This window comes from Actinokineospora bangkokensis (genome assembly GCF_001940455.1).
GTDB lineage: Bacteria > Actinomycetota > Actinomycetes > Mycobacteriales > Pseudonocardiaceae > Actinokineospora > Actinokineospora bangkokensis.
Genome location: NZ_MKQR01000007.1, coordinates 166,790 through 187,118 on the forward strand (window position 1 = coordinate 166,790; position 20,329 = coordinate 187,118).

Consider the following 20,329-nt stretch of genomic DNA (forward strand, 5'->3'; position numbering starts at 1 on the left):
CGGGGTGCGGTTATGGTCTGTCGCAAGGTCATGAGCGCCAGCGTCAAACCCCGGTTTGCTGGCCGGCAACCCTCCTCCGCGGTGGGGTGCCCCGGGTGAAGACCTGGTCCACCCGCACGTGGTGGGCAAGCGCGGACCCACCTCGCACGGCCAGGGTCCCGGAGACCCTGGAGGTTGTCGTGACCGCCGTCCTTCCCCCGCAGACCGCCGTGTCCGTCCCGCCGGTCGTCGGCGCCCGCCTGGAGGTCCCGCTCGTCGACGGGACCCGGGTGCGCTACGCCAACCTCGACCACGCCGCGAGCGCCCCGGCCCTGGAGGCCGTGCGCGACGCCGTGGACGAGCTGCTGCCCTGGTACGCCAGCGTGCACCGCGGCGCGGGCTTCGCCTCCCAGGTCTGCACCCGCGTCCACGAGCAGGCCCGCGCCGTGCTGCGCCGGTTCGTCGGCGCCCGCCCGACCGACGCGGTGGTGTTCACCCGCAACACCACCGACAGCCTGAACCTGCTCGCCAGGGCCGTCCCCCGGGGCACGGCGGTGGTGCTGTTCGACACCGAGCACCACGCCGCGCTGCTGCCCTGGCGCGGCCCCGCCGTGCGCCGCCTGCGCACCCCGGCAGGCAGCGGTGACGCCGTGCTCGCCCTCGACCGCGCCCTGGCGGAGGCCCCGGTCGGGCCCCGGCTGGTCGTGCTCACCGCCGCCTCCAACGTCACCGGCGAGGTCTGGCCGGTGGCCGAGCTGGCCGCGGTCGCCCGCAGGCACGGCGCCCGGATCGCCCTCGACGCCGCCCAGCTCGCCCCGCACCGCCGGGTCGACATCGGCGCGCTCGACGTCGACTGGGTGGCGCTGTCCGGCCACAAGCTCTACGCCCCCTACGGCGCGGGCGCGCTGGTCGGGCGCGGCGACTGGCTGCGCGCGGCCGAGCCCTACCTGGTCGGCGGCGGGGCCACGGCCGCGGTGTCCGAGCGCGGCGAGCAGGTGTCGGTGTCCTGGGTGCCCGGCGCCGAGCGGCACGAGGCCGGGTCGCCCAACGTCGTCGGCGTGCACGCGCTGGCCACCGCCTGCGAGGTCCTGGGCAGGCAGTTCGACGGCGTCGTCGAGCACGAGCGGGCGCTGCTGCGGCAGCTGCGGGCGGGGCTGGCCGCGGTGCCGGGGCTGCGCGAGCTGGCGCTGTTCGGCGCCGACCACGACCGCGTGGGCGTCGTCAGCTTCACCGTCGACGGCCTCGACTCCGGCCTGGTCGCCGCCGTGCTGTCGGCCGAGCACGGCATCGGGGTGCGCGACGGGCTGTTCTGCGCGCACGTCGCCACCGCCCGCCTGCTCGGGCGCGCGGGCAGCCACGAGCGGCGCGCGGTGCGGGTGAGCGTCGGCCTGGGCACCACCGCCGAGCACGTCGACCGGCTCGTCGGCGCGCTGCGCTCGCTGGTGGCCGACGGGCCCGCCGCCGAGTACGCCCTCGTCGACGGCCGCTGGGCCCCGGTCGACGACCCGCGGCCGCTGCCCCCGTTCGTGCACGAGGTGCGCTGACCGGTCGCGACCCGCCACCGTGGACAATGGGTCCGTGAGCGGTGAGGGAACGGACCGGGACGGGTCGGCGGCGCTGCCGCCGCGCAGGGGCATCCTGCTGGCGGGCACGGCGCTGCTGGTGTACGCGCTGGACCTGGTCACGAAGGTGCTGGCGACGGCCAACCTGGAGGGGCGGCCGCCGGTGCGGGTGCTCGGCGGGCTGGTCTACCTGGACCTGGTGCGCAACCCGGGGGCGGCCTTCTCGATGGCCACCGGGATGACCTGGGTGCTGACGCTGGTGGCCATCGGCGTCGTGGTCGCGATCGTGTGGATCGTGCCGAAGCTGCGGTCGGTGGGCTGGGCGATCGGCCTGGGCCTGGTGCTCGCGGGCGCCCTGGGCAACCTCACCGACCGGCTGTTCCGCGCGCCCGGCGCGTTCGAGGGCCACGTCGTCGACTTCGTGTCGGTGTTCGGCCCCGGCGGGCAGTACTTCCCGGTGTTCAACGTCGCCGACTCCGGCATCAGCGTCGGCGGGGTGCTGATCGTGCTGCTGGCCGTCCTCGGCCGCGAGTACGACGGCACGCTGACCAAGACCAAGAAGCAGCGCGCGCAGGAGCAGGAGGCCGCCGGTGAGTGACACCCGCACCCTGCCCGTCCCCGACGGCCTCGACGGCATGCGCGTCGACGCGGGCCTGTCCAAGCTGCTCGGCCTGTCGCGCACCGTCGTGGCCACCCTCGCCGAGTCCGGCGACGTGCTGGTCGACGGGCGCCCGGCGGGCAAGTCCGACCGGCTGCTGGCGGGCAGCTGGCTGGAGGTCACCCTGCCCCAGCCCGAGCGCCCGGTGGAGGTCAAGGCCGTCGAGGTCCCCGGCCTGGTCGTGCTGTTCGAGGACGACGACGTGGTGGTCGTGGACAAGCCCGTCGGCGTGGCCGCCCACCCCAGCCCCGGCTGGAGCGGGCCCACCGTCATCGGCGGCCTGGCCGCGGCGGGCCTGCGCATCTCCACCTCGGGGGCGGCCGAGCGGCAGGGCGTGGTGCACCGCCTCGACGTGGGCACCACCGGTGTCATGGTGGTCGCCAAGAGCGAGCACGCCTACTCGGTGCTCAAGCGGGCGTTCAAGGAGCGCACCGTGGAGAAGCGCTACCACGCGCTGGTGCAGGGCCACCCGGACCCGAGCGTGGGCACCATCGACGCGCCCATCGACCGGCACCCCCGCCACGACTACAAGTGGGCCGTCGTCGCGGGCGGCAAGCCCAGCGTCACCCACTACTCGACCATCGAGGCCTTCCGCGCCGCGTCGCTGCTCGACGTCAAGCTGGAGACGGGCCGCACGCACCAGATCCGCGTGCACTTCAGCGCCCTGCGCCACCCCTGCGTGGGGGACCTCACCTACGGCGCGGACCCCACCCTGGCCAAGCGGCTGCACCTGACCCGCCAGTGGCTGCACGCCCGCACCCTCGGCTTCCACCACCCCGCCGACGACCGGTGGGTGGAGTTCACCAGCGAGTACCCCGCCGACCTCGCGGCGGCCCTGCACACCCTGGGCGACGACCACTGAGCGGGTGACCTGGCGCGTCGCAGGTGCCGGGCGCGCCAGGTCCGGTTACCGTGGGGCCGCCGCACGCCCCCCTGGGAGGTCGCCCATGAGCACGCCGGAGCAGGACCAGGTCGTCGACAGCACCGTCGACAGCACCGCCGCGCAGAGCGTCGTCGTCGGGGGTGTCATCGGCGGGCCCGCCACCGCCGACCCGGGCGACCCGGTCGCCCCGGCACCGGAGTACGACCGCGACCCGCCCACCTCACCGATCCCGGCGCAGCGCGCCGAGCCCAAGAAGGGCCTGCTCGCGCGCCTGTTCTCCCGCTCCTGAGCGCGGTCAGGCCTCCACGGCCCAGGTGAGGGCGAGGTCTTCGGAGTCCGGCCTGGGCGTCCAGCGGACCGAGGTCACGGCCGTCTCCTCCGGGACCACGTAGACGGTGTGCCCGCCCGCGGTCTCCCCGGGCGCCACGCCGATGCGGTGCGGGGGTCGGGAGGACAGCGACACCGGGGCCTTGCCGATGGTCTCGCCGGAGGCGGTGACCAGGACCAGGTAGAGGTCGGGCAGGGTGCCGAAGGGCACCGTGCCGCGGTTGGTCAGCTCGGTGTGCACGACGATGGAGCGCTCGCCCTCCTGCAGGCGGTAGCCCGCCGCGGTGAACAGGTAGTCCGCCGGGTCGACGACCTCGACCAGGCGGACGGCCAGGCGCTCGCCCTCCAGGCCGGTCGTCTCCAGGGTCGCGCCCGCGACGCCCTGGCGGCCCGCGGTGACCCGGGTGGTGGGCTGGGTGCGGTCGACCGGGGCGGTGGACGCGGGCGGCTGGTCGCCCCGGGCCCAGGTGGCGACCTGCGGCGGGCCCCAGGTGCTCATCGGCTCGTTGGTGACCTGGAACGGGCCGCTCGGCGGGTTGATCGCCTGGGTGGCGCCCTGGGCGGCGACGGCGTGGTTCACCTGCTGGCTCTGCGCGGGGTGCACCGGCGGGGCCTGGGCGGGGAAGGGCTGGCTGGGCGGGCCGACGGGGGACTGGAAGGGCTGGCTCTGCGGGTTGACCTGGTAGGGGCCGCTCTGCTGGCCGGGGTAGGACACCGGCTGCTGCGGGTAGGGCTGCTGGTGCGGCGGGGGGTACTGCTGCGGCTGCGGCGGGTAGGGGCCGGGCACCGGCGGGTAGCCGACTGGCGCCGCCTGCCTGGCCAGGGCCATCCGCAGGCCGTTCGGGTCGCACTCCACCCCGACGAGCAGGGGCAGCCCGGAGCCGGACAGCGCGACCAGGCGGGAGGCCACCTCGCGCGGGTCCATGCCCAGGCGCGCGGCGACCTCGTGCACCGCCGCCCTGCCCATCTCGGCGACCACGCCGAGCAGGCGGGCGTCTACTGGATCGACCACGGGCAGCACGCTACCCGGTCGACCGGGGCACCGCGCCGGAAGCCGGTGCCGACACGGGCATGATCACGACCCACCCGCGCCCGCGGCGGGACCGGTGCTCACGCCACCAGCAGGGCGGGGTGGCGCGGGTCGTCGGCGCGGACGCCGGTGCCCGCGGCGCGCAGCGGGTCCACCTCGTCCTCGTAGCGGGCGAAGGCGGGCAGCGCCCAGTGCTCCTCGGCGGCCAGCCGCCGGGCCAGGGCCGCGGGGGAGAGCCACAGGTGCACCGACAGCTCGTGCGGCAGGCCGCGGCCCAGCAGCAGCTCCCCGTCGAGCACCAGCACGCCACCGGGCGGCAGCACCGCGTAGTCGGCCCGGGTGGCCCGGTCGGCGGCGGCGTCCCACAGCGACGGCAGGACGCGGCCGGTGCCGCCCGGGTCGAGCGGGTCGAGCACCTCCCGGCGCAGCGCCCCCTCGTCCAGCCACAGGTCGAGGCGGGCGTCCGGGTCCTGCTTGCCGTGCTCGAAGCGCAGCGAGGCCGGGCGCAGGAAGTCGGCCGCGCGCACCCGCAGCACGGGGTGGCCGAGCACCCGCAGCGGTTCCACCAGCGCCGCCGCGAGGTCCCCCGTCCCGGCGGGCGGGGCGCCGTCGACGAGCAGCCGCGTCCAGCCGCCGCGTCCGCGCGCGGCGACCGCGTCGACCAGCCGCTCGACGAGCGCGTCGGGGGACACCGGGCGGAAGCGCATGGTGGTTGTTGTATCAGCTTTCCGGATACCGCAAAGGGTCCGCGGACACGCGCCTCCCCAATGCGGCGGGCTGTCGGCCCCCATCGCTAGGGTGTTCGACGTGGCCGACTCCTTCGCTCATCTGCACGTGCACACCGAGTACTCGATGCTCGACGGGGCGGCCAAGCTCAAGGACATGTTCGCCGAGTGCGAGCGGCTGGGGATGGACTCGGTGGCGATCACCGACCACGGCCACACCAACGGCATCTACGACTTCTTCAAGCAGGCCAAGGGCGCCGGGATCAAGCCCATCCTGGGCATCGAGGCCTACGTCGCGCCCGCCTCGCGGTTCACCAAGGACCGGGTCCGCTGGGGCGACCCCGGGCAGAAGTCCGACGACGTCTCGGGTTCCGGTGCCTACACCCACCAGACCATCTGGGCGCGCAACGCCACCGGCCTGGGCAACCTGATGAAGCTGTCCAGCCGCGCGTCGCTGGAGGGGCAGCTGGGCAAGTGGCCGCGGATGGACCGGGAGCTGATCGCGGAGCTGTCCGACGGGCTGATGGCCACCACCGGCTGCCCGTCCGGCGAGGTGCAGACCCGGCTGCGGCTCGGCCAGGACGCCGAGGCCTACGAGGCCGCCGCGGCCTGGCAGGAGATCTACGGCAAGGAGCACTTCTTCGTCGAGCTGATGGACCACGGGCTGGAGATCGAGAAGCGGGTGCGCACCGGGCTGGTGGACATCGCCCGCAGGCTCAACATCCCGTTCGTGGTCACCAACGACTCGCACTACACGTTCAAGGAGGACAGCTCCTCCCACGACGCGCTGCTGTGCGTGCAGACCGGCAAGACGCTGCAGGACCCGACCCGGTTCAAGTTCGACGGCGACGGCTACTACCTCAAGTCCCCGGACGAGATGCGCGCGGTCGACGCCTCCGACCCGTGGCAGGAGGGGTGCCGCAACACCCTGCTGGTGGCCGAGAAGGTCGACCCCGCCGGGATGTTCGAGTTCCGCAACCTCATGCCGCGCTTCCCGATCCCCGAGGGCAAGACCGAGGACGAGTTCTTCCGCGAGCAGGTGTGGGCGGGCATGCGCCGCCGGTTCCCCGAGGGCATCGACGAGCGCCACCGCGACCAGGTCGAGTTCGAGATCGGCGTCATCACCCAGATGGGCTTCCCGGCCTACTTCCTCGTGGTGGCCGACCTGATCGGCTGGGCCAAGTCCAACGGCATCCGGGTCGGCCCCGGCCGCGGGTCGGCCGCGGGCGCGCTGATCGCCTACGCGCTGGGCATCACCGACCTCGACCCGCTGGCGCACGGGCTGATCTTCGAGCGGTTCCTCAACCCCGACCGGGTCAGCCCGCCCGACATCGACATCGACTTCGACGAGCGCCGCCGCGGCGACGTCATCCGCTACACCACCGAGAAGTGGGGCGCGGACAAGGTCGCCCAGGTGATCACCTTCGGCACCATCAAGGCCAAGGCGGCCATCAAGGACTCGGCCAGGGTGCTCTACGGCCAGCCCGGCTACGCCATCGCCGACAAGATCTCCAAGACCTACCCGCCCGCGGTGATGGCCAAGGACATCCCGCTCAACGGGCTGTTCGACCCGCAGCACAAGCGCTACGCCGAGGCCACCGAGATCCGCGCGCTCTACGAGCAGGACCCGCAGGTCAAGGAGATCATCGACACCGGCCGCGGCCTGGAGGGCCTGATCCGCAACGCGGGCGTGCACGCCTGCGCGGTCATCCTGTCCGCCGAGCCGCTGATGGACACCATCCCGCTGTGGAAGCGGCCGCAGGACGGCGCGATCATCACCCAGTTCGACTACCCGACGTGCGAGTCGCTGGGCCTGCTCAAGATGGACTTCCTTGGCCTGCGCAACCTCACCGTCATCGACGACGCGCTGCGCAACATCGAGACCAACGGCAAGCCGGTGCCGGACCTGGAGACCCTGGGCCTGGAGGACAAGCCCACCTACGAACTGCTCTCCCGCGGCGACACCCTGGGGGTGTTCCAGCTCGACGGCGGGCCCATGCGCGACCTGCTGCGGCTGATGCGCCCGGACAACTTCGAGGACATCTCCGCGGTCGGCGCGCTGTACCGGCCGGGCCCGATGGGCGCCAAGTCGCACACGAACTACGCGCTGCGCAAGAACAAGCAGCAGGAGATCACCCCGATCCACCCGGCGCTCGCTGAGCCGCTGGAGGACATCCTCGGCACGACCTACGGCCTGATCGTCTACCAGGAGCAGGTCATGGCGATCGCGCAGAAGCTGGCGGGCTACACGCTCGGCCAAGCGGACCTGCTGCGCCGGGCGATGGGCAAGAAGAAGAAGGAGGTGCTGGACGCGGAGTTCGTCAACTTCTCCGGCGGCATGGAGAAGAACGGCTACCCCAAGGACGCGATCAAGACCCTGTGGGACATCCTCGTCCCGTTCGCCGACTACGCGTTCAACAAGGCGCACTCGGCCGCCTACGGGCTGGTGTCGTACTGGACGGCCTACCTCAAGGCGAACTACCCCGCCGAGTACATGGCCGCGCTGCTGACCTCCGTGCGCGACGACAAGGACAAGGCCGCGGTCTACCTGGCCGAGTGCCGCAAGATGGGCATCACCGTCCTGCCGCCGGACGTCAACGAGTCGGAGAAGAACTTCGCCCCGGTCGGCGACGACATCCGCTTCGGCCTCGGCGCGATCCGCAACGTCGGCGCGAACGTCGTCGACTCGATCATCAAGGCGCGCACGGACAAGGGCGAGTTCGTCGACTTCTCCGACTACCTGCGCAAGGTCGACCAGGCCGCGTGCAACAAGAAGGTCGTCGAGTCGCTGGTCAAGGCGGGCGCGTTCGACTCGCTCAAGCACCCGCGCAAGGGCCTGTTCCTCATCCACACCGACGCCATCGACGCGGTGATGGAGACGAAGAAGGCCGAGGCGGTCGGCCAGTTCGACCTGTTCGGCTCCGGCGGCGGCGACGAGGGCGACAGCGCCTCCAGCGTCTTCGACGTCCGGGTGCCCGACGAGTTCTGGGAGTCCAAGCACCAGTTGGCCCTGGAGCGGGAGATGCTGGGCCTCTACGTCTCCGGCCACCCGCTCAACGGCGTCGAGCACATCCTCACCGCGCAGTCGGACAGCTCGATCCCGGCGATCCTGGAGGGCAGCGTCCCCGACGGCGCCCAGGTCGTGCTCGGCGGCATCCTCGCCTCGGTGAACCGGCGGGTGAACCGCAACGGCGAGCCGTGGGCCTCCGCGCAGCTGGAGGACCTGACCGGTGGCATCGAGGTGCTGTTCTTCCCCAAGACCTACGCGGTGGTGGGCATGGGGGTGCTCGAGGACGCCATCGTGCTGGTGAAGGCGCGGGTGGCCAAGCGCGACGACCGCACCTCGCTCATCGCCAACGACCTCGCGGTGCCGGACCTGTCCAACGCCGCGGGCGCGCCGTTCCGGCTGAGCATGGCGGCGACCAAGTGCACCCCGCCGCTGGTGGCCCAGCTCAAGGACGTGCTGGCCGGGCACCCGGGCAGCACCGAGGTGCACCTCAAGCTCATCAACGGCCCGCGGCAGACGCTGCTCAAGCTCGACGACGCGCTGCGGGTCAACCCGTCGCCGTCGCTGATGGGCGACCTCAAGGCGCTGCTGGGCCCCGGCTGCCTGTCCTGAGCCGTCACCGCCGGTGACCGACCGGTCGCGGTACGGTGGTGGTGAACCCTGTTCACCACCACCGCGAGGGAGCGGCGATGTCCGTGCAGACCGGTCCGGTGCAGCTCGACACGGCCGACTTCCGCCAGGACCCCGAGGCGCTCTACGCCCGGCTGCGCCGCGGCGCGCCGGTGTGCGAGGCGCTGTTCCCGCGCGGCTTCCGCGGCTGGCTGGTGACCCGCTACGACGACGCCAAGGCCGCGCTGACCGACCCGCGGCTGAGCAAGGACATGTCGCGCTTCGCCGAGCTGATGACCCGCCACCACCACGGGTCGGGAAGGTTCACCCCGTTCCCCGAGGACGTCACCGCGCACATGCTCAACTCCGACCCGCCCGACCACACCCGGCTGCGCAGGCTGGTCAACCGGGCGTTCACGATCCGGGGCGTGGCGAAGATGGCCGAGGGCATCGAGGCGATCACCGACGAGCTGCTCGACGGCCTGGCCGGGCGCACCGAGGTCGACCTGCTCGACGCGTTCGCCTTCCCGCTGCCCATCACCGTCATCAGCGACCTGCTCGGCGTCCCGCACGCCGACCGCGAGGACTTCCGCGCCTGGACCTCGGCGGTGATCAGCAAGGGCGCCCCCGGTGCCGCCGCCGCGGCGGCGCGGGCGATGGGGGAGTACCTGGGCGGGCTCATCGAGGCCAAGCGCGCGCACCCCACCGACGACCTGCTCTCGGCCCTGGTCGAGGCCCACGACGACGGCGACCGGCTCAGCGCGGGGGAGCTGCGCTCGATGGCGTTCCTGCTGCTCATCGCAGGCCACGAGACGACGGTCAACCTCATCGGCAACGGCGTGCTGGCCCTGCTGCGCAACCCCGACCAGCTGGCCGCGCTGCGCGCCGACCGCTCGCTGCTGCCCGGCGCGGTGGAGGAGTTCCTGCGCTACGAGGGCCCGGTGAACGTGGCCACCTTCCGCTACACCACCGAACCGGTGGAGCTGGGCGGGGTGCGGATCCCCGAGGGCGAGTTCGTCATGGTCGCGCTCGCCTCGGCCAACCGCGACGACGCCCACGTCGCCGACGCGGGCACCCTGGACATCACCCGCCCGCAGACCCCGCACCTGGCGTTCGGGCACGGCATCCACTACTGCGTGGGCGCGCCGCTGGCCCGGCTGGAGGCCACGACGGCGATCGGCGGGCTGCTCGACCGCTTCCCGGACCTGGCGCTGGCCGCCGAGCCCGAGGAGCTGCTCTGGCGGCCCAGCACCCTGGTGCGCGGGCTGGAGACCCTGCCGGTCCGCCTGGCCTGATCCCCGCCGGGCCGGGGCCGCCCCACACCGCTGGGCGTGGCGCGCTGCGTCAATCCGACGGCCACGGGACCCGGTCGGCTAGCGTGACCGGCGTGCGGGGGCAGCTGGAGCGGAAGGGGCGCGACGTCGTGGACGCGCGCCTGCGCGGCGTCCGCCCGCACCTGGCGGCGATCGTCCTCGTCGGACCCGCGCTCGCCGCCGCCGCGACCGCCCTCAGCGGCAGGCTCGCGCTGCTGGCGGTGCCCGCGCTGCTCGTCGCCGCCTCCGCCTGGTACTTCCGCACGTCCGCGCTGCGCCCGCGCCGGTGGCCCGCCGCCGCGGCCGCCTTCGGCGCGCTGGCGGGCGCGCACGCGGGCGCGGGCGCCGTGCTGTTCTGGCCCGCGTTCCCGGTCGCCGCGGCCGCGTTCGCCGTCGCCGCCCACCGCCTCGCCGCCGGCGCGCGGCGCCGGGTGCTGGAGCCCTACACCCCGGAGCTGGCCGACTCGCGGGTCGAGGTGCCGTGGCAGGCGCGCGGCGACCGCGGGTTGCAGCTGCTGGTGGGCCACGACCGGATCACCCTGGCGGGCTCGCGCGGGCCGTTCCGGCTGGTGCGGCCGATGGTGGCGCTGAGCGGGGTGGGCGCGGTGGAGCAGATCCTCGTCGCCCGCCGCGCCACCCTGGAGGTCCCCGGTGTCGGCGAGCTGCGGGTCACCGTGACCCCGGGCCCCGCCGTGCGGATCACCGTGCCGCCGGGGCAGTGGATCGTGCCCACCGACCACGGCCGGGAGATCGCCCGGCTCGTCGCGCGCCGCAAGGAGCTCGCGGGCGTCGACTGAGCGCGCCACCGGGTCCACCGTGGACACCGCTACGCTCGCCCGCGTGACCCCCGAGGAGCTGATCGCGCTCGACCGCGCGCACGTCTGGCACCCCTACGGGCCCATGCCCGGCACGCAGGAGCCGCTGGTGGTCGCCGGCGCCCGGGGTACCCGGTTGGCGCTGGCCGACGGGCGCGAGCTGGTCGACGGGATGTCGTCGTGGTGGTCGGCCATCCACGGCTACCGGCACCCGGTGCTCGACGCGGCGGCCAAGGCGCAGCTGGACACCATGAGCCACGTGATGTTCGGCGGCCTCACCCACGAGCCCGCCGTGGCCCTGGCGAAGAAGCTGGTGGACATCACGCCCGCGCCGCTGGAGCACGTGTTCCTCTGCGACTCGGGGTCGGTCAGCGTCGAGGTCGCCATCAAGATGTGCTTGCAGTTCTGGCGGTCGCTGGGGAAGCCCGCGAAGTCGAAGCTGCTCACCTGGCGCGGCGGCTACCACGGCGACACCTTCCACCCGATGAGCGTGTGCGACCCCGAGGGCGGCATGCACGGCCTGTGGCGCGGCGTGCTGCCGGTGCAGGTGTTCGCCGACGCCCCGCCCGCCGCGTTCGAGCACGACTACGTCGCCCACCTGGCCCGCGTGGTCGAGGAGCACGCCGACGAGCTGGCCGCGGTCATCGTCGAGCCGGTGGTGCAGGGCGCGGGCGGGATGCGCTTCCACGACCCCCGGTACCTGCACGTGCTGCGCGAGCTGTGCCTGACCCACGACGTGCTGCTGGTCTTCGACGAGATCGCCACCGGGTTCGGGCGCACGGGCGAGCTGTTCGCCGCCGACCACGCGGGCGTCAGCCCGGACGTCCTGTGCGTCGGCAAGGCCCTCACCGGCGGCTACCTCACCCTGGCCGCCGCGCTGTGCACCGGCCGGGTGGCCGACGGGATCTCCCGGGGTGAGCTGCCGGTGCTCGCCCACGGCCCCACGTTCATGGGCAACCCGCTGGCCTGCGCCATCGCCAACGCCTCGATCGACCTGCTGCTCTCCGGGGACTGGCGGGGCACCGTGGCGAGGATCCAGGGGGAGCTGGGCGCCGGGCTGGCTCCCGTGCGCGAGGTGCCGGGCGTGCGCGACGTGCGGGTGCTGGGCGCCATCGGGGTCGTGCAGCTCGACCACGAGGTCGACGTGGCCGCCGCGACCGCCGCCGCCGTGGCAGCCGGGGTGTGGCTGCGCCCGTTCCGCGACCTCGTCTACACCATGCCGCCGTTCGTCAGCACCACCGAGGACGTCGCCACCATCACCCGCGGGGTCGCCGCCGCTGCCGCCGCCGGGTGAGCGGTCGCCCGCCGGGACGAGGGGGCGGGTGGCGGCAGGCGCAAAACACGGCCTAGCCTGCTACCCCGTGAGCGTGCTCGTGATCAGCGGGACCGGCACCGACGTGGGCAAGACGGTCGTCACCGCCGCGGTCGCCGCCCTGGCCCTGGCCGCCGGGCAGCGGGTGGCCGTGCTCAAGCCCGCGCAGACCGGGGTGGCGGTGGGGGAGCCGGGCGACCTGGCCGCGGTGGCGGCGCTGGCGGGCGGGGTGACCACGGCGGAGCTGCGCCGCTACCCCGACCCGCTGGCCCCGGAGACCGCCGCCCGGCGCGTCGGCATGCCGCCGGTGCGGCCCTCGGAGGTGGCCGCGGCCGCCTCGGAGCTGGCCCAGACCCACGACCTCGTGCTGGTCGAGGGCGCGGGCGGGCTGCTGGTGCGGTTCGACCCGGACGGCGGGACGCTGGCCGACGTGGCGTGGGCGCTGGGCGCCCCGGTGCTGGTGGTGGCCTCGGCGGGGCTGGGCGTGCTCAACACCGCCGCGCTCACCGCCGAGGCGCTGCGCACCCGCGGCGTGGCCTGCGCGGGCGTGGTCGTGGGCGCCTGGCCCGCCGAGCCGGACCTGGCCGCGCGGTGCAACCTCGACGACCTGCCGCTGGTCACCGGCGCCCCGCTGGTCGGGGTGGTCCCGCAGGGCGTCGGGTCGCTGGACCGGGCCGCGTTCACCGCCGCGGCGTGGCGGTGGCTGGACCCGAGCCTGGGTGGGGAGTTCGACGCCAAGGAGTTCGCCGCGCGCGCCGGGTGACCGGGCGGATGCCCGGTGCGTGAGATTGCTCGCGCCGTGCGGCGCCGGGCATGCGGCACACTGTCCCCTCGGACACGTACCGCACAGGGTGCCCCGGCTCGCAGCGGGGCGCCGGTTCGAGGAGGAACACCGTGACGGCTGCCGCCGAGCGCACCCACGAGGCCGACACCGCAGGCGACATCCTCGCCGTGGCCCGCGAGCGGGTCCTCGACCGCGGGGAGGGCCTGACCGAGGAGCAGGTGCTGGCCGTGCTGCACCTGGGCGACGACCGGCTGGAGGACCTGCTCGCCCTGGCCCACGAGGTGCGCATGCGCTGGTGCGGCCCGGAGGTCGAGGTCGAGGGCATCGTCAGCCTCAAGACCGGCGGCTGCCCCGAGGACTGCCACTTCTGCTCGCAGTCGGGCCGCTTCCCCACCCCGGTGCGCTCGGCCTGGCTGGACATCCCCGGCCTGGTCGAGGCCGCCCGGCAGACCGCGGCCACCGGCGCCACCGAGTTCTGCATCGTCGCGGCCGTGCGCGGCCCGGACCAGCGGCTGCTGTCGCAGGTGCGCGACGGCATCAAGGCCATCCGCGACTCCGGCAACGACATCCAGATCGCCTGCTCGCTGGGCATGCTCACCCAGGAGCAGGTCGACGAGCTGGTCGCGATGGGCGTGCACCGCTACAACCACAACCTCGAGACCGCGCGCTCGCACTTCCCGAACGTGGTGACCACGCACTCCTGGGAGGAGCGCTGGGACACCCTGCGGATGGTGCGCGAGGCGGGCATGGAGGTCTGCTCCGGCGGCATCCTGGGCATGGGCGAGACGCCGGAGCAGCGCGCGGAGTTCGCCGTGCAGCTGGCCGAGCTGCGCCCGGACGAGGTGCCGATGAACTTCCTCATCCCGCAGCCGGGCACCCCCTACGCCGAGTACACCCCGATCGAGGGCCGCGAGGCGCTCAAGCTGGTCGCGGCGTTCCGCCTGGCCATGCCGCGCACGATGCTGCGGTTCGCGGGCGGGCGCGAGCTGACCCTGGGCGACCTGGGCGCCGAGCAGGGGATGCTGGGCGGCATCAACGCCATCATCGTCGGCAACTACCTGACCAACCTGGGCCGCCCCGCCCAGCAGGACCTCGACATGCTGGCCGACCTGAAGATGCCCATCAAGGCCATCAGCGACACGATCTGACAGCGGCACGATCAGACAGCGACACCAGCTGACAGCGACACCAGCTGACGCGGCAGGAGGAACGACGGTGTACTGCGTGCACTGCGGCGGCGCGGCGGGCACGGGCGACCACGGCCCGTGCTCGGGCGCCCGGGCCGCGCTGGAGCCCCCGCGCTTCTGCGCCGAGTGCGCCCGCCGGATGGTCGTCCAGGTCACCCCGACCGGCTGGTCGGCGCTGTGCAGCAGGCACGGCGCGCTGACCAGCGGACCCGCCGCCGCGCTCACCGACTAGGGGCCGTCCCCCGGGGGCACCGCCGGGTCGGGGCGGTGCCCCCTGGGGGCGGGTGGCGGGTTGTTGAACATGGCCTAGTCTCGGACCCGGGGCCGACCACCGGGGCGGCCGGGACCGAAGGGCGGGCCGCGTGGCGGACGACGCTGTGGACACCCCCACCGCCGACACCCCAACGGCCAGCACCCCCGACTACCAGCCGCCCGTGCTCACCGGCGGCTGGACGCACCGGCGCAAGCCCAAGGCGGTCGTCAAGCGCGACCTGCTGCCCGCGGTCGGGGTGCTGGGCGCCCTGGCGGTGTGCGGGGTCGCCTTGGCGTTCGCGTGGTCGCGCTTGGCCCCCGGCGAGTTGGTGCAGGTCGTCGACGGCAACCAGTTGGCGCCGCTGCGCGCGGAGAGCTACCACCGCTACGACGACCTGGTGCTGTTCGTGCTCATGACGCTCGGCGCCGGGTTGGTGTCGGGCTCGGCGGTGTGGGCGCTGCGCGAGCGGCGTGGCCCGGTGTTCCTGGTCGCGCTCGTGCTGGGCTCGGCGCTGGCCGCCTGGCTGGCGACCCGGGTGGGCCCGGCGTGGGCGGACGCGCACTACGCCGCCGCGTCCGCCCCGCAGGTGGGCGACGTGCTGACCCTGGCGCCGCGGCTGGAGAGCCCCTGGCTGTGGGTCGCCTGGCCCTTCGCCGCCGCCCTCACCTACACCTTCGCCGCCGCCTGGAACGGCCTCGACGACCTGGGCCGCCGCCTGGGCTAGGCCTTGTCGCACCACCCCACCCGTCCCACGCGGCAACCCGGCACAACGACAACGTGCTGACGCCGACCCTCTTCCGAGGCGCGACCTGAGAGCCCTGCCCGTCGCCTAGTTCAGGCAGATGGGCTCGCTGAAGTGGGACGGTGGGGCGGGGACGGCCCGCAGCGCTGTCAGGAAGCCCGCTTCGCGGTTGAGCAGGCGGCCGACCAGCCGCAGGCGGTGCAGGGGGCGCACCTCTTCCAGCAACTCCTGGCGGTCCTCCACGCTGAGCAGGCAGTCCGCGGCGAGCGCGTGCGCCAGTTCGCGGGTCTCGGTGTCGTCGGCGGGCTCGGACCAGTCCTCGGTGCGCCAGGCCGCCGTGCAGTAGCGGCGGTGCGCCGAGCGGGCCGACTCGGCCAGCATCGACACCGACTCCGCCGCGAGCGCCTGCTCGGCGTCGGGCACCCACTCCACCTCGCCCATCAGGTAGGGCGCGCTGGTGGAGTCCAGCGCCAGCAGGCGGAACCGGCGCTCCCCGGTGGTGATGATGTCGAACCGGCCGTCGGGCAGCGGGTCGACGTGGCGCAGCACCGCCGAGCACCCGATGGCGGTGAGCTGCTCGACCGAGGTGACCTCCCGCTCCATGGACGGCTTGAGCGCGATGACCCCGAACCGGCGGTCCGGCAGGGCGCCGCTCATCAGGTCCGCGGTCAGCTGGCGGTAGCGCGGTTCGAAGATGTGCAGGGGGAGGTTCGCTCCGGGAAGCAGCACCGCCCGAAGCGGGAACAGCGGAAGCGAATCAGCCACCCGACCACGCTACGACGAAGCGCCGCGCCCCGCCGGTTGATTGCGGCGTCCGGCCGATGCCCGCGCGCTCAGCGCGGCGCCGCGGGCGGCCGGAGCACGGCGAAGGCGTCGGTGACGGCGACGCTGTCCTGCGCGAAGCGGAACTCCGCGGCGGGGCGGCCGCCGGAGCGCCCCGGTTTCGTGGTGCGGCCGGTGGGTTCGAGCAGGCCGCGGCGGGACAGCACGCGCTGCAGGTTGGTCGCCGAGACCCGGTGGCCCAGCGCGCCGGAGTAGATCTCGCGCAGTGCGGAGATGGTGAACTCCGGTGGCGCGAGGGCGAAGCCGATGTTCGTGTAGGACAGCTTGGCGCGCAGCCGGTCGCGGGCGCGCAGCACGATCGCGCCGTGGTCGAAGGCGGTGTCCGGAGGGGACTCCACCGGGTGCCAGCCGGTGTCGGCGGGCACCTCGGGGTCGAGGTGCTCGGGGACCAGGCACAGGAACGCGCTGGCGATGACCCGGTCGCCGGGCATCCGGTCCGGGGCGCTGAAGACGGCGAGCTGCTCGACGTGCGAGACCTGGCCGAGGTCGACCTTCTCGGCGAGCTGGCGGCGGATGGAGGCCTCCACGCCCTCGCCGACGCCGAGCGCGCCTCCGGGCAGTGACCACCTGTGCGCGTGCGGTTCGCGGGCCCGCTCCCAGAGCAGCACCTGGAGTGATCCCTGCCTCACCCGCAGCACCGCGGCCAGCACTTCGTGGCGGATCGGGCCGGGTGCGGTGATACCATCCGTCATGTTTTCGATCCTAAGGCGAAAACCTCGGGAGCGGAAATCGGACATCTGAGGAGGACCCCATGACCGCGGAGCTGATCGACCTGACCCCCCTGGGCGGGGTGGTGGCGGACGCCGCGTGGCGGGACGAGGTGCGGCGGCTGGTCGACGAGCGCGACGCCGTGCTGCTCGCGCACAACTACCAGCTGCCGGAGATCCAGGACATCGCCGACCACACCGGCGACTCCCTGGCGCTGAGCCGGATCGCCGCCGCCAGCGAGGCGTCGACGATCGTCTTCTGCGGCGTGCACTTCATGGCCGAGACGGCGAAGATCCTCGCCCCGGACAAGACGGTGCTCATCCCCGACGCGCGGGCGGGCTGCTCGCTGGCGGACTCGATCACCGGCGCCCAGCTGCGCGCCTGGAAGGCCGAGCACCCCGGCGCGGTCGTGGTCTCCTACGTCAACACCACCGCCGAGGTGAAGGCCGAGACCGACATCTGCTGCACCTCCTCCAACGCCGTGGACGTGGTGGCCTCCATCCCGGCCGACCGGGAGGTGCTGTTCTGCCCGGACCAGTTCCTCGGCGCGCACGTGCGGCGCGAAACCGGGCGGGACAACATCCACATCTGGGCGGGGGAGTGCCACGTGCACGCGGGCATCAACGGCCCCGAGCTGGCCGAGCGCGCCGCGGCCAACCCCGACGCCGACCTGTTCATCCACCCCGAGTGCGGCTGCGCGACCTCCGCGCTCTACCTCGCGGGCGAGGGCATCGTGCCCAGCGAGCAGGTCAAGATCCTCTCCACCGGCGACATGGTGGCCCAGGCCAAGGCGACCAAGGCCAAGTCCGTCCTGGTCGCCACCGAGGTCGGCATGCTGCACCAGCTGCGCCAGGCCGCCCCGGGCATCGAGTTCAAGGCGGTCAACGACCGCGCCTCGTGCGGCTACATGAAGATGATCACCCCGGCGGCCCTGCTGCGCGCGCTGCGGGAGAACCGCGACGAGGTCCACGTCGACCCCGAGACCGCCGCCCGCGCCCGCGGCGCCGTGCAGCGCATGGTCGAGATCGGCAACCCCGGCGGTGGCGAGTGAGCGCGCGCTGGGCGGCCGGGGCCGACCTGGTCGTTGTCGGCAGCGGTGTCGCCGGGTTGACCGCGGCGTTACGGGCCCAGTCGCTCGGCCTGCGGGTCCTGGTGGTCACCAAGGGCGAGGTCGACGACGGCAACACCCGCTGGGCGCAGGGCGGCGTCGCCGTCGTCCTGCCCGACCAGCACGACGAGGGCGACTCGGTGCAGGCGCACATCACCGACACCCTCACCGCGGGCGCGGGCCTGTGCGACGAGGCCGCCGTCCGCGCGATCGTCGGCGGTGGGCCGGAGGCGGTCACGGCGCTGCGCGCGCTGGGCGCCGTCTTCGACGCCCGGCCGGACGGGCGGCTCGCCCGCACCCGCGAGGGCGGGCACAGCGCGTTCCGCGTGGTGCACGCAGGCGGCGACGCCACGGGTGCCGAGGTGGAGCGCGCCCTGGTGACCGCCGCGCGCGACGGGCGCGTCGCCGTGCTGGAGCAGCACGTCGCCGTCCAGGCGCTGCGGACCCCCTCGGGCGCCGTGGCGGGCGTGCAGGTGCTCGACGACCGGGGTGTCCCGGGTGTGATCACCGCCCCGGCCGTGCTGCTGGCCACCGGTGGGCTCGGGCAGCTCTACCAGGCCACGTCCAACCCGGAGGTGGCCACCGGGGACGGCCTGGCGCTGGCGCTGCGCGCGGGCGCCCCCGTGGCGGACCTGGAGTTCGTGCAGTTCCACCCCACGGTGCTCTACACCGGCGAGGGCGCGCGCGGCCGCTGCCCGCTGGTCACCGAGGCGGTGCGCGGCGAGGGCGCCGTCCTGGTCGACGCGACCGGCGCCCGGGTGATGGCGGGCGTGCACCCGCTGGCCGACCTGGCCCCGCGCGACGTCGTGGCCGCCGCGATCACCCGGCACATGGCGCGCGGCCGCGGCGGCGTGGACGACCACGTCTTCCTCGACGCCACCCACCTGGGCGCCGAGGCGTTCCGCACCCGCTTCCCGACCGTGCTGGCCGCGTGCCTGGCGGCCGGGGTGGACCCGGCGGTCGAGCCGATCCCGGTGGCCCCGGCGGCGCACTTCTCCTGCGGCGGCGTGGTGACCGATGTGGACGGTCGCACGGCCGTCCCCGGCCTCTACGCCGCGGGCGAGGTCGCCAGGACGGGCCTGCACGGGGCGAACCGGCTGGCCTCCAACAGCCTGCTGGAGGGCCTGGTCGTGGGCGCCCGCTCCGCCGAGGCGGTGGCGGCCGACCTGCGCGGCGGCAGGCTGGCCGACGCGCGGCTGGCGGTCGTGCCCGACCTGCCGTCCGCGCCGGTGGCCGACCGCGACTCCCTGCAGCGGGTGATGTCGCGCTACGCCGCGATCGGGCGCGAGGCCGAGGGCCTGGCGATCGTCGGCTCGGTGCTGGACGTGACGACGGCGAACCGGGTGCTCGACACCCGCGCGGCGGTGGAGGACGCGGCGCTGACCCTGGTGGCCCGCGCGCTGCTCGCCGCGGCCGCCACCCGCACCGAGTCCCGCGGCTGCCACGTGCGCACCGACTTCCCCGAGCGCGACGACCGGGCCTGGACCCACCCGACGGTGCTGCGCATGACCCCGTCCGGCCAGCCCGTCCCGCTCTACCCGGCAGAACTGCGAGGAGTGGCGTGACCACCCACGACATCATCGGCATCGCCCTGGCCGAGGACCTGGCCTGCGGCCCCGACGCCACCACGGTGGCCACCGTCCCGGAGGACGCGGTCGCGGTGGCGGAACTGACCCCGCGCAAGCCCGGCGTCCTCGCGGGCGTGGACGTCGCGCGCGAGGTGTTCACCCGGGTGCTGCCGTCGGTGGAGGTGCTGTCCTCCCTGGAGGACGGCGCCGACCTGGAGCCGGGCGTGCCCGCGCTGGTCGTGCGCGGCGCGACGCGCTCGCTGCTGACGGCCGAGCGCACCGCCCTCAACTTCCTCTGCCACCTCTCGGGCGTCGCCACCGCCACCCGCGCCTGGGTCCGCGCCGTCGAGGGCACCGGCACCCGCATCCGCGACTCCCGCAAGACCCTGCCCGGCCTGCGCGCCCTGGAGAAGCAGGCCGTCCGCAGCGGCGGCGGCACCAACCACCGCATGGCCCTGGGCGACGCCGTCCTCATCAAGGACAACCACGTCCTCGCCGCGGGCGGCGTCGCCAAGGCCCTCGCCGCCGCCCGCACCCACGCCCCCGACCTGCCCTGCGAGGTCGAGGTCGACACCCTCGCCCAGCTCGACGAAGCCCTCTCCGAGAACGCCGACCTGGTCCTGCTGGACAACTTCACCGTCGCCGACTGCGCGGAAGCCGTCCGCCGCGCCTCGGGCACCCCCACCCGCCTGGAGGCCTCGGGCGGGCTGACGCTGGACGTGGCCCGCGCCTACGCGGAGACGGGCGTGCACTTCCTGGCGGTGGGCGGGTTGACGCACTCGTCCCCCGCGCTGGACCTGGGCATGGACCTGCGCTGAGCGCCCGCCGTGGTGCCGGGCTGAGGGGATCCGGCACCACGGTCGGCTTCGCCGTCCCGGCTCACCCCGCCGGGCCAACCTGCGCAACCGCCGCCCGC

Annotated in this window: 19 protein-coding genes and 1 riboswitch; of the genes, 15 read left to right on the forward strand and 4 right to left on the reverse strand. The window is 74.3% G+C overall.

The features are described from left to right. The first annotated feature begins 26 nt into the window (after positions 1 to 26). A riboswitch (SAM riboswitch) is annotated at positions 27 to 138 on the forward strand. Between the two features lie 41 nt (positions 139 to 179). From BJP25_RS05045 to BJP25_RS05060, 4 genes are all read left to right on the forward strand, one after another. Continuing rightward, complete coding sequence (locus tag BJP25_RS05045) at positions 180 to 1,523, forward strand: aminotransferase class V-fold PLP-dependent enzyme (RefSeq protein ID WP_233157916.1); 1,344 nt, start codon at positions 180 to 182, stop codon at positions 1,521 to 1,523. 34 nt (positions 1,524 to 1,557) lie between these two features. Next, the gene (lspA, locus tag BJP25_RS05050) at positions 1,558 to 2,139 is read left to right on the forward strand and encodes a signal peptidase II (RefSeq protein WP_075973592.1); all 582 of its coding nucleotides are present in this window, start codon (positions 1,558 to 1,560) and stop codon (positions 2,137 to 2,139) included. 37 nt (positions 2,140 to 2,176) lie between these two features. Beyond that, positions 2,177 to 3,061: an RluA family pseudouridine synthase gene (locus BJP25_RS05055; RefSeq protein WP_075974086.1), complete on the forward strand. Its 885-nt coding sequence runs from the start codon at positions 2,177 to 2,179 to the stop codon at positions 3,059 to 3,061. A gap of 85 nt (positions 3,062 to 3,146) precedes the next feature. Next, positions 3,147 to 3,371 carry a hypothetical protein gene (locus tag BJP25_RS05060; protein WP_075973593.1) on the forward strand — a complete coding sequence of 75 codons (225 nt, stop codon included), beginning with the start codon at positions 3,147 to 3,149 and terminating at the stop codon, positions 3,369 to 3,371. A gap of 6 nt (positions 3,372 to 3,377) precedes the next feature. Here the strand turns inward: BJP25_RS05060 and BJP25_RS05065 are convergent, their stop codons facing one another. Together BJP25_RS05065 and BJP25_RS05070 are read right to left on the reverse strand one after the other, a co-directional pair. Continuing rightward, the gene (locus tag BJP25_RS05065; RefSeq protein WP_408607098.1) at positions 3,378 to 4,421 is read right to left on the reverse strand and encodes an AsnC family protein; all 1,044 of its coding nucleotides are present in this window, start codon (positions 4,419 to 4,421) and stop codon (positions 3,378 to 3,380) included. Positions 4,422 to 4,519: 98 nt separating this feature from the next. Next, positions 4,520 to 5,146 (reverse strand): nucleoside/nucleotide kinase family protein, encoded by a 627-nt coding sequence (locus BJP25_RS05070; RefSeq protein WP_075973594.1) that lies wholly within the window; start codon positions 5,144 to 5,146, stop codon positions 4,520 to 4,522. A 100-nt stretch (positions 5,147 to 5,246) separates the two neighbouring features. Between BJP25_RS05070 and dnaE the strand changes: the two genes are divergently transcribed. The 8 genes from dnaE to BJP25_RS05110 all read left to right on the forward strand — a co-directional run bounded on the left by dnaE (position 5,247) and on the right by BJP25_RS05110 (position 15,168). Then, positions 5,247 to 8,783: a DNA polymerase III subunit alpha gene (dnaE, locus tag BJP25_RS05075; RefSeq protein ID WP_075973595.1), complete on the forward strand. Its 3,537-nt coding sequence runs from the start codon at positions 5,247 to 5,249 to the stop codon at positions 8,781 to 8,783. Between the two features lie 77 nt (positions 8,784 to 8,860). After that, positions 8,861 to 10,075: a cytochrome P450 family protein gene (locus BJP25_RS05080; RefSeq protein ID WP_075973596.1), complete on the forward strand. Its 1,215-nt coding sequence runs from the start codon at positions 8,861 to 8,863 to the stop codon at positions 10,073 to 10,075. Between the two features lie 92 nt (positions 10,076 to 10,167). Beyond that, positions 10,168 to 10,890: a hypothetical protein gene (locus BJP25_RS05085; protein ID WP_143218883.1), complete on the forward strand. Its 723-nt coding sequence runs from the start codon at positions 10,168 to 10,170 to the stop codon at positions 10,888 to 10,890. Positions 10,891 to 10,933: 43 nt separating this feature from the next. After that, positions 10,934 to 12,202 (forward strand): adenosylmethionine--8-amino-7-oxononanoate transaminase, encoded by a 1,269-nt coding sequence (locus tag BJP25_RS05090; RefSeq protein ID WP_075973598.1) that lies wholly within the window; start codon positions 10,934 to 10,936, stop codon positions 12,200 to 12,202. Positions 12,203 to 12,269: 67 nt separating this feature from the next. After that, positions 12,270 to 12,983: a dethiobiotin synthase gene (gene bioD, locus BJP25_RS05095; RefSeq protein WP_075973599.1), complete on the forward strand. Its 714-nt coding sequence runs from the start codon at positions 12,270 to 12,272 to the stop codon at positions 12,981 to 12,983. 131 nt (positions 12,984 to 13,114) lie between these two features. Continuing rightward, positions 13,115 to 14,152 (forward strand): biotin synthase BioB, encoded by a 1,038-nt coding sequence (gene bioB, locus BJP25_RS05100; RefSeq protein ID WP_075973600.1) that lies wholly within the window; start codon positions 13,115 to 13,117, stop codon positions 14,150 to 14,152. Positions 14,153 to 14,219: 67 nt separating this feature from the next. Then, positions 14,220 to 14,423 carry a biotin synthase auxiliary protein BsaP gene (gene bsaP, locus BJP25_RS05105; protein ID WP_075973601.1) on the forward strand — a complete coding sequence of 68 codons (204 nt, stop codon included), beginning with the start codon at positions 14,220 to 14,222 and terminating at the stop codon, positions 14,421 to 14,423. A gap of 130 nt (positions 14,424 to 14,553) precedes the next feature. Then, positions 14,554 to 15,168, forward strand: a complete 615-nt coding sequence (locus BJP25_RS05110; protein WP_233157917.1) for a DUF2567 domain-containing protein — start codon at positions 14,554 to 14,556, stop codon at positions 15,166 to 15,168. Positions 15,169 to 15,273: 105 nt separating this feature from the next. Here BJP25_RS05110 and BJP25_RS05115 read toward each other — a convergent pair whose 3' ends face one another. Further along, positions 15,274 to 15,951 (reverse strand): LON peptidase substrate-binding domain-containing protein, encoded by a 678-nt coding sequence (locus BJP25_RS05115; protein ID WP_075973602.1) that lies wholly within the window; start codon positions 15,949 to 15,951, stop codon positions 15,274 to 15,276. 68 nt (positions 15,952 to 16,019) lie between these two features. Continuing rightward, the gene (locus BJP25_RS05120) at positions 16,020 to 16,721 is read right to left on the reverse strand and encodes an NUDIX hydrolase (RefSeq protein ID WP_075973603.1); all 702 of its coding nucleotides are present in this window, start codon (positions 16,719 to 16,721) and stop codon (positions 16,020 to 16,022) included. Between the two features lie 59 nt (positions 16,722 to 16,780). Here BJP25_RS05120 and nadA point away from each other — a divergent pair, with 59 nt between their 5' ends. The 3 genes from nadA to nadC are packed head-to-tail and all read left to right on the forward strand — an operon-like array spanning position 16,781 to position 20,231. After that, positions 16,781 to 17,788, forward strand: coding sequence for a quinolinate synthase NadA (gene nadA / locus BJP25_RS05125; RefSeq protein WP_075973604.1), 1,008 nt, complete (start codon positions 16,781 to 16,783; stop codon positions 17,786 to 17,788). Beyond that, positions 17,785 to 19,410, forward strand: a complete 1,626-nt coding sequence (locus BJP25_RS05130) for an L-aspartate oxidase (protein ID WP_075973605.1) — start codon at positions 17,785 to 17,787, stop codon at positions 19,408 to 19,410. The genes nadA and BJP25_RS05130 overlap by 4 nt, the downstream gene beginning before the upstream one ends. Beyond that, entirely contained in the window at positions 19,407 to 20,231 is an 825-nt protein-coding gene (nadC, locus tag BJP25_RS05135) for a carboxylating nicotinate-nucleotide diphosphorylase (RefSeq protein ID WP_075973606.1), read from the forward strand. The genes BJP25_RS05130 and nadC overlap by 4 nt, the downstream gene beginning before the upstream one ends. The last annotated feature ends 98 nt before the right edge of the window (positions 20,232 to 20,329 follow it).

Excerpts from the sequence above, each read along its gene's own strand:
- BJP25_RS05055 (WP_075974086.1), top strand. The coding sequence starts at position 2,177 with ATGCGCGTCGACGCGGGCCTGTCCAAGCTGCTCGGCCTGTCGCGCACC.
- BJP25_RS05060 (WP_075973593.1), top strand. The coding sequence starts at position 3,147 with ATGAGCACGCCGGAGCAGGACCAGGTCGTCGACAGCACCGTCGACAGC.
- BJP25_RS05070 (WP_075973594.1), bottom strand. The coding sequence starts at position 5,146 with ATGCGCTTCCGCCCGGTGTCCCCCGACGCGCTCGTCGAGCGGCTGGTC.
- BJP25_RS05080 (WP_075973596.1), top strand. The coding sequence starts at position 8,861 with ATGTCCGTGCAGACCGGTCCGGTGCAGCTCGACACGGCCGACTTCCGC.
- BJP25_RS05120 (WP_075973603.1), bottom strand. The coding sequence starts at position 16,721 with ATGACGGATGGTATCACCGCACCCGGCCCGATCCGCCACGAAGTGCTG.
- nadA (WP_075973604.1), top strand. The coding sequence starts at position 16,781 with ATGACCGCGGAGCTGATCGACCTGACCCCCCTGGGCGGGGTGGTGGCG.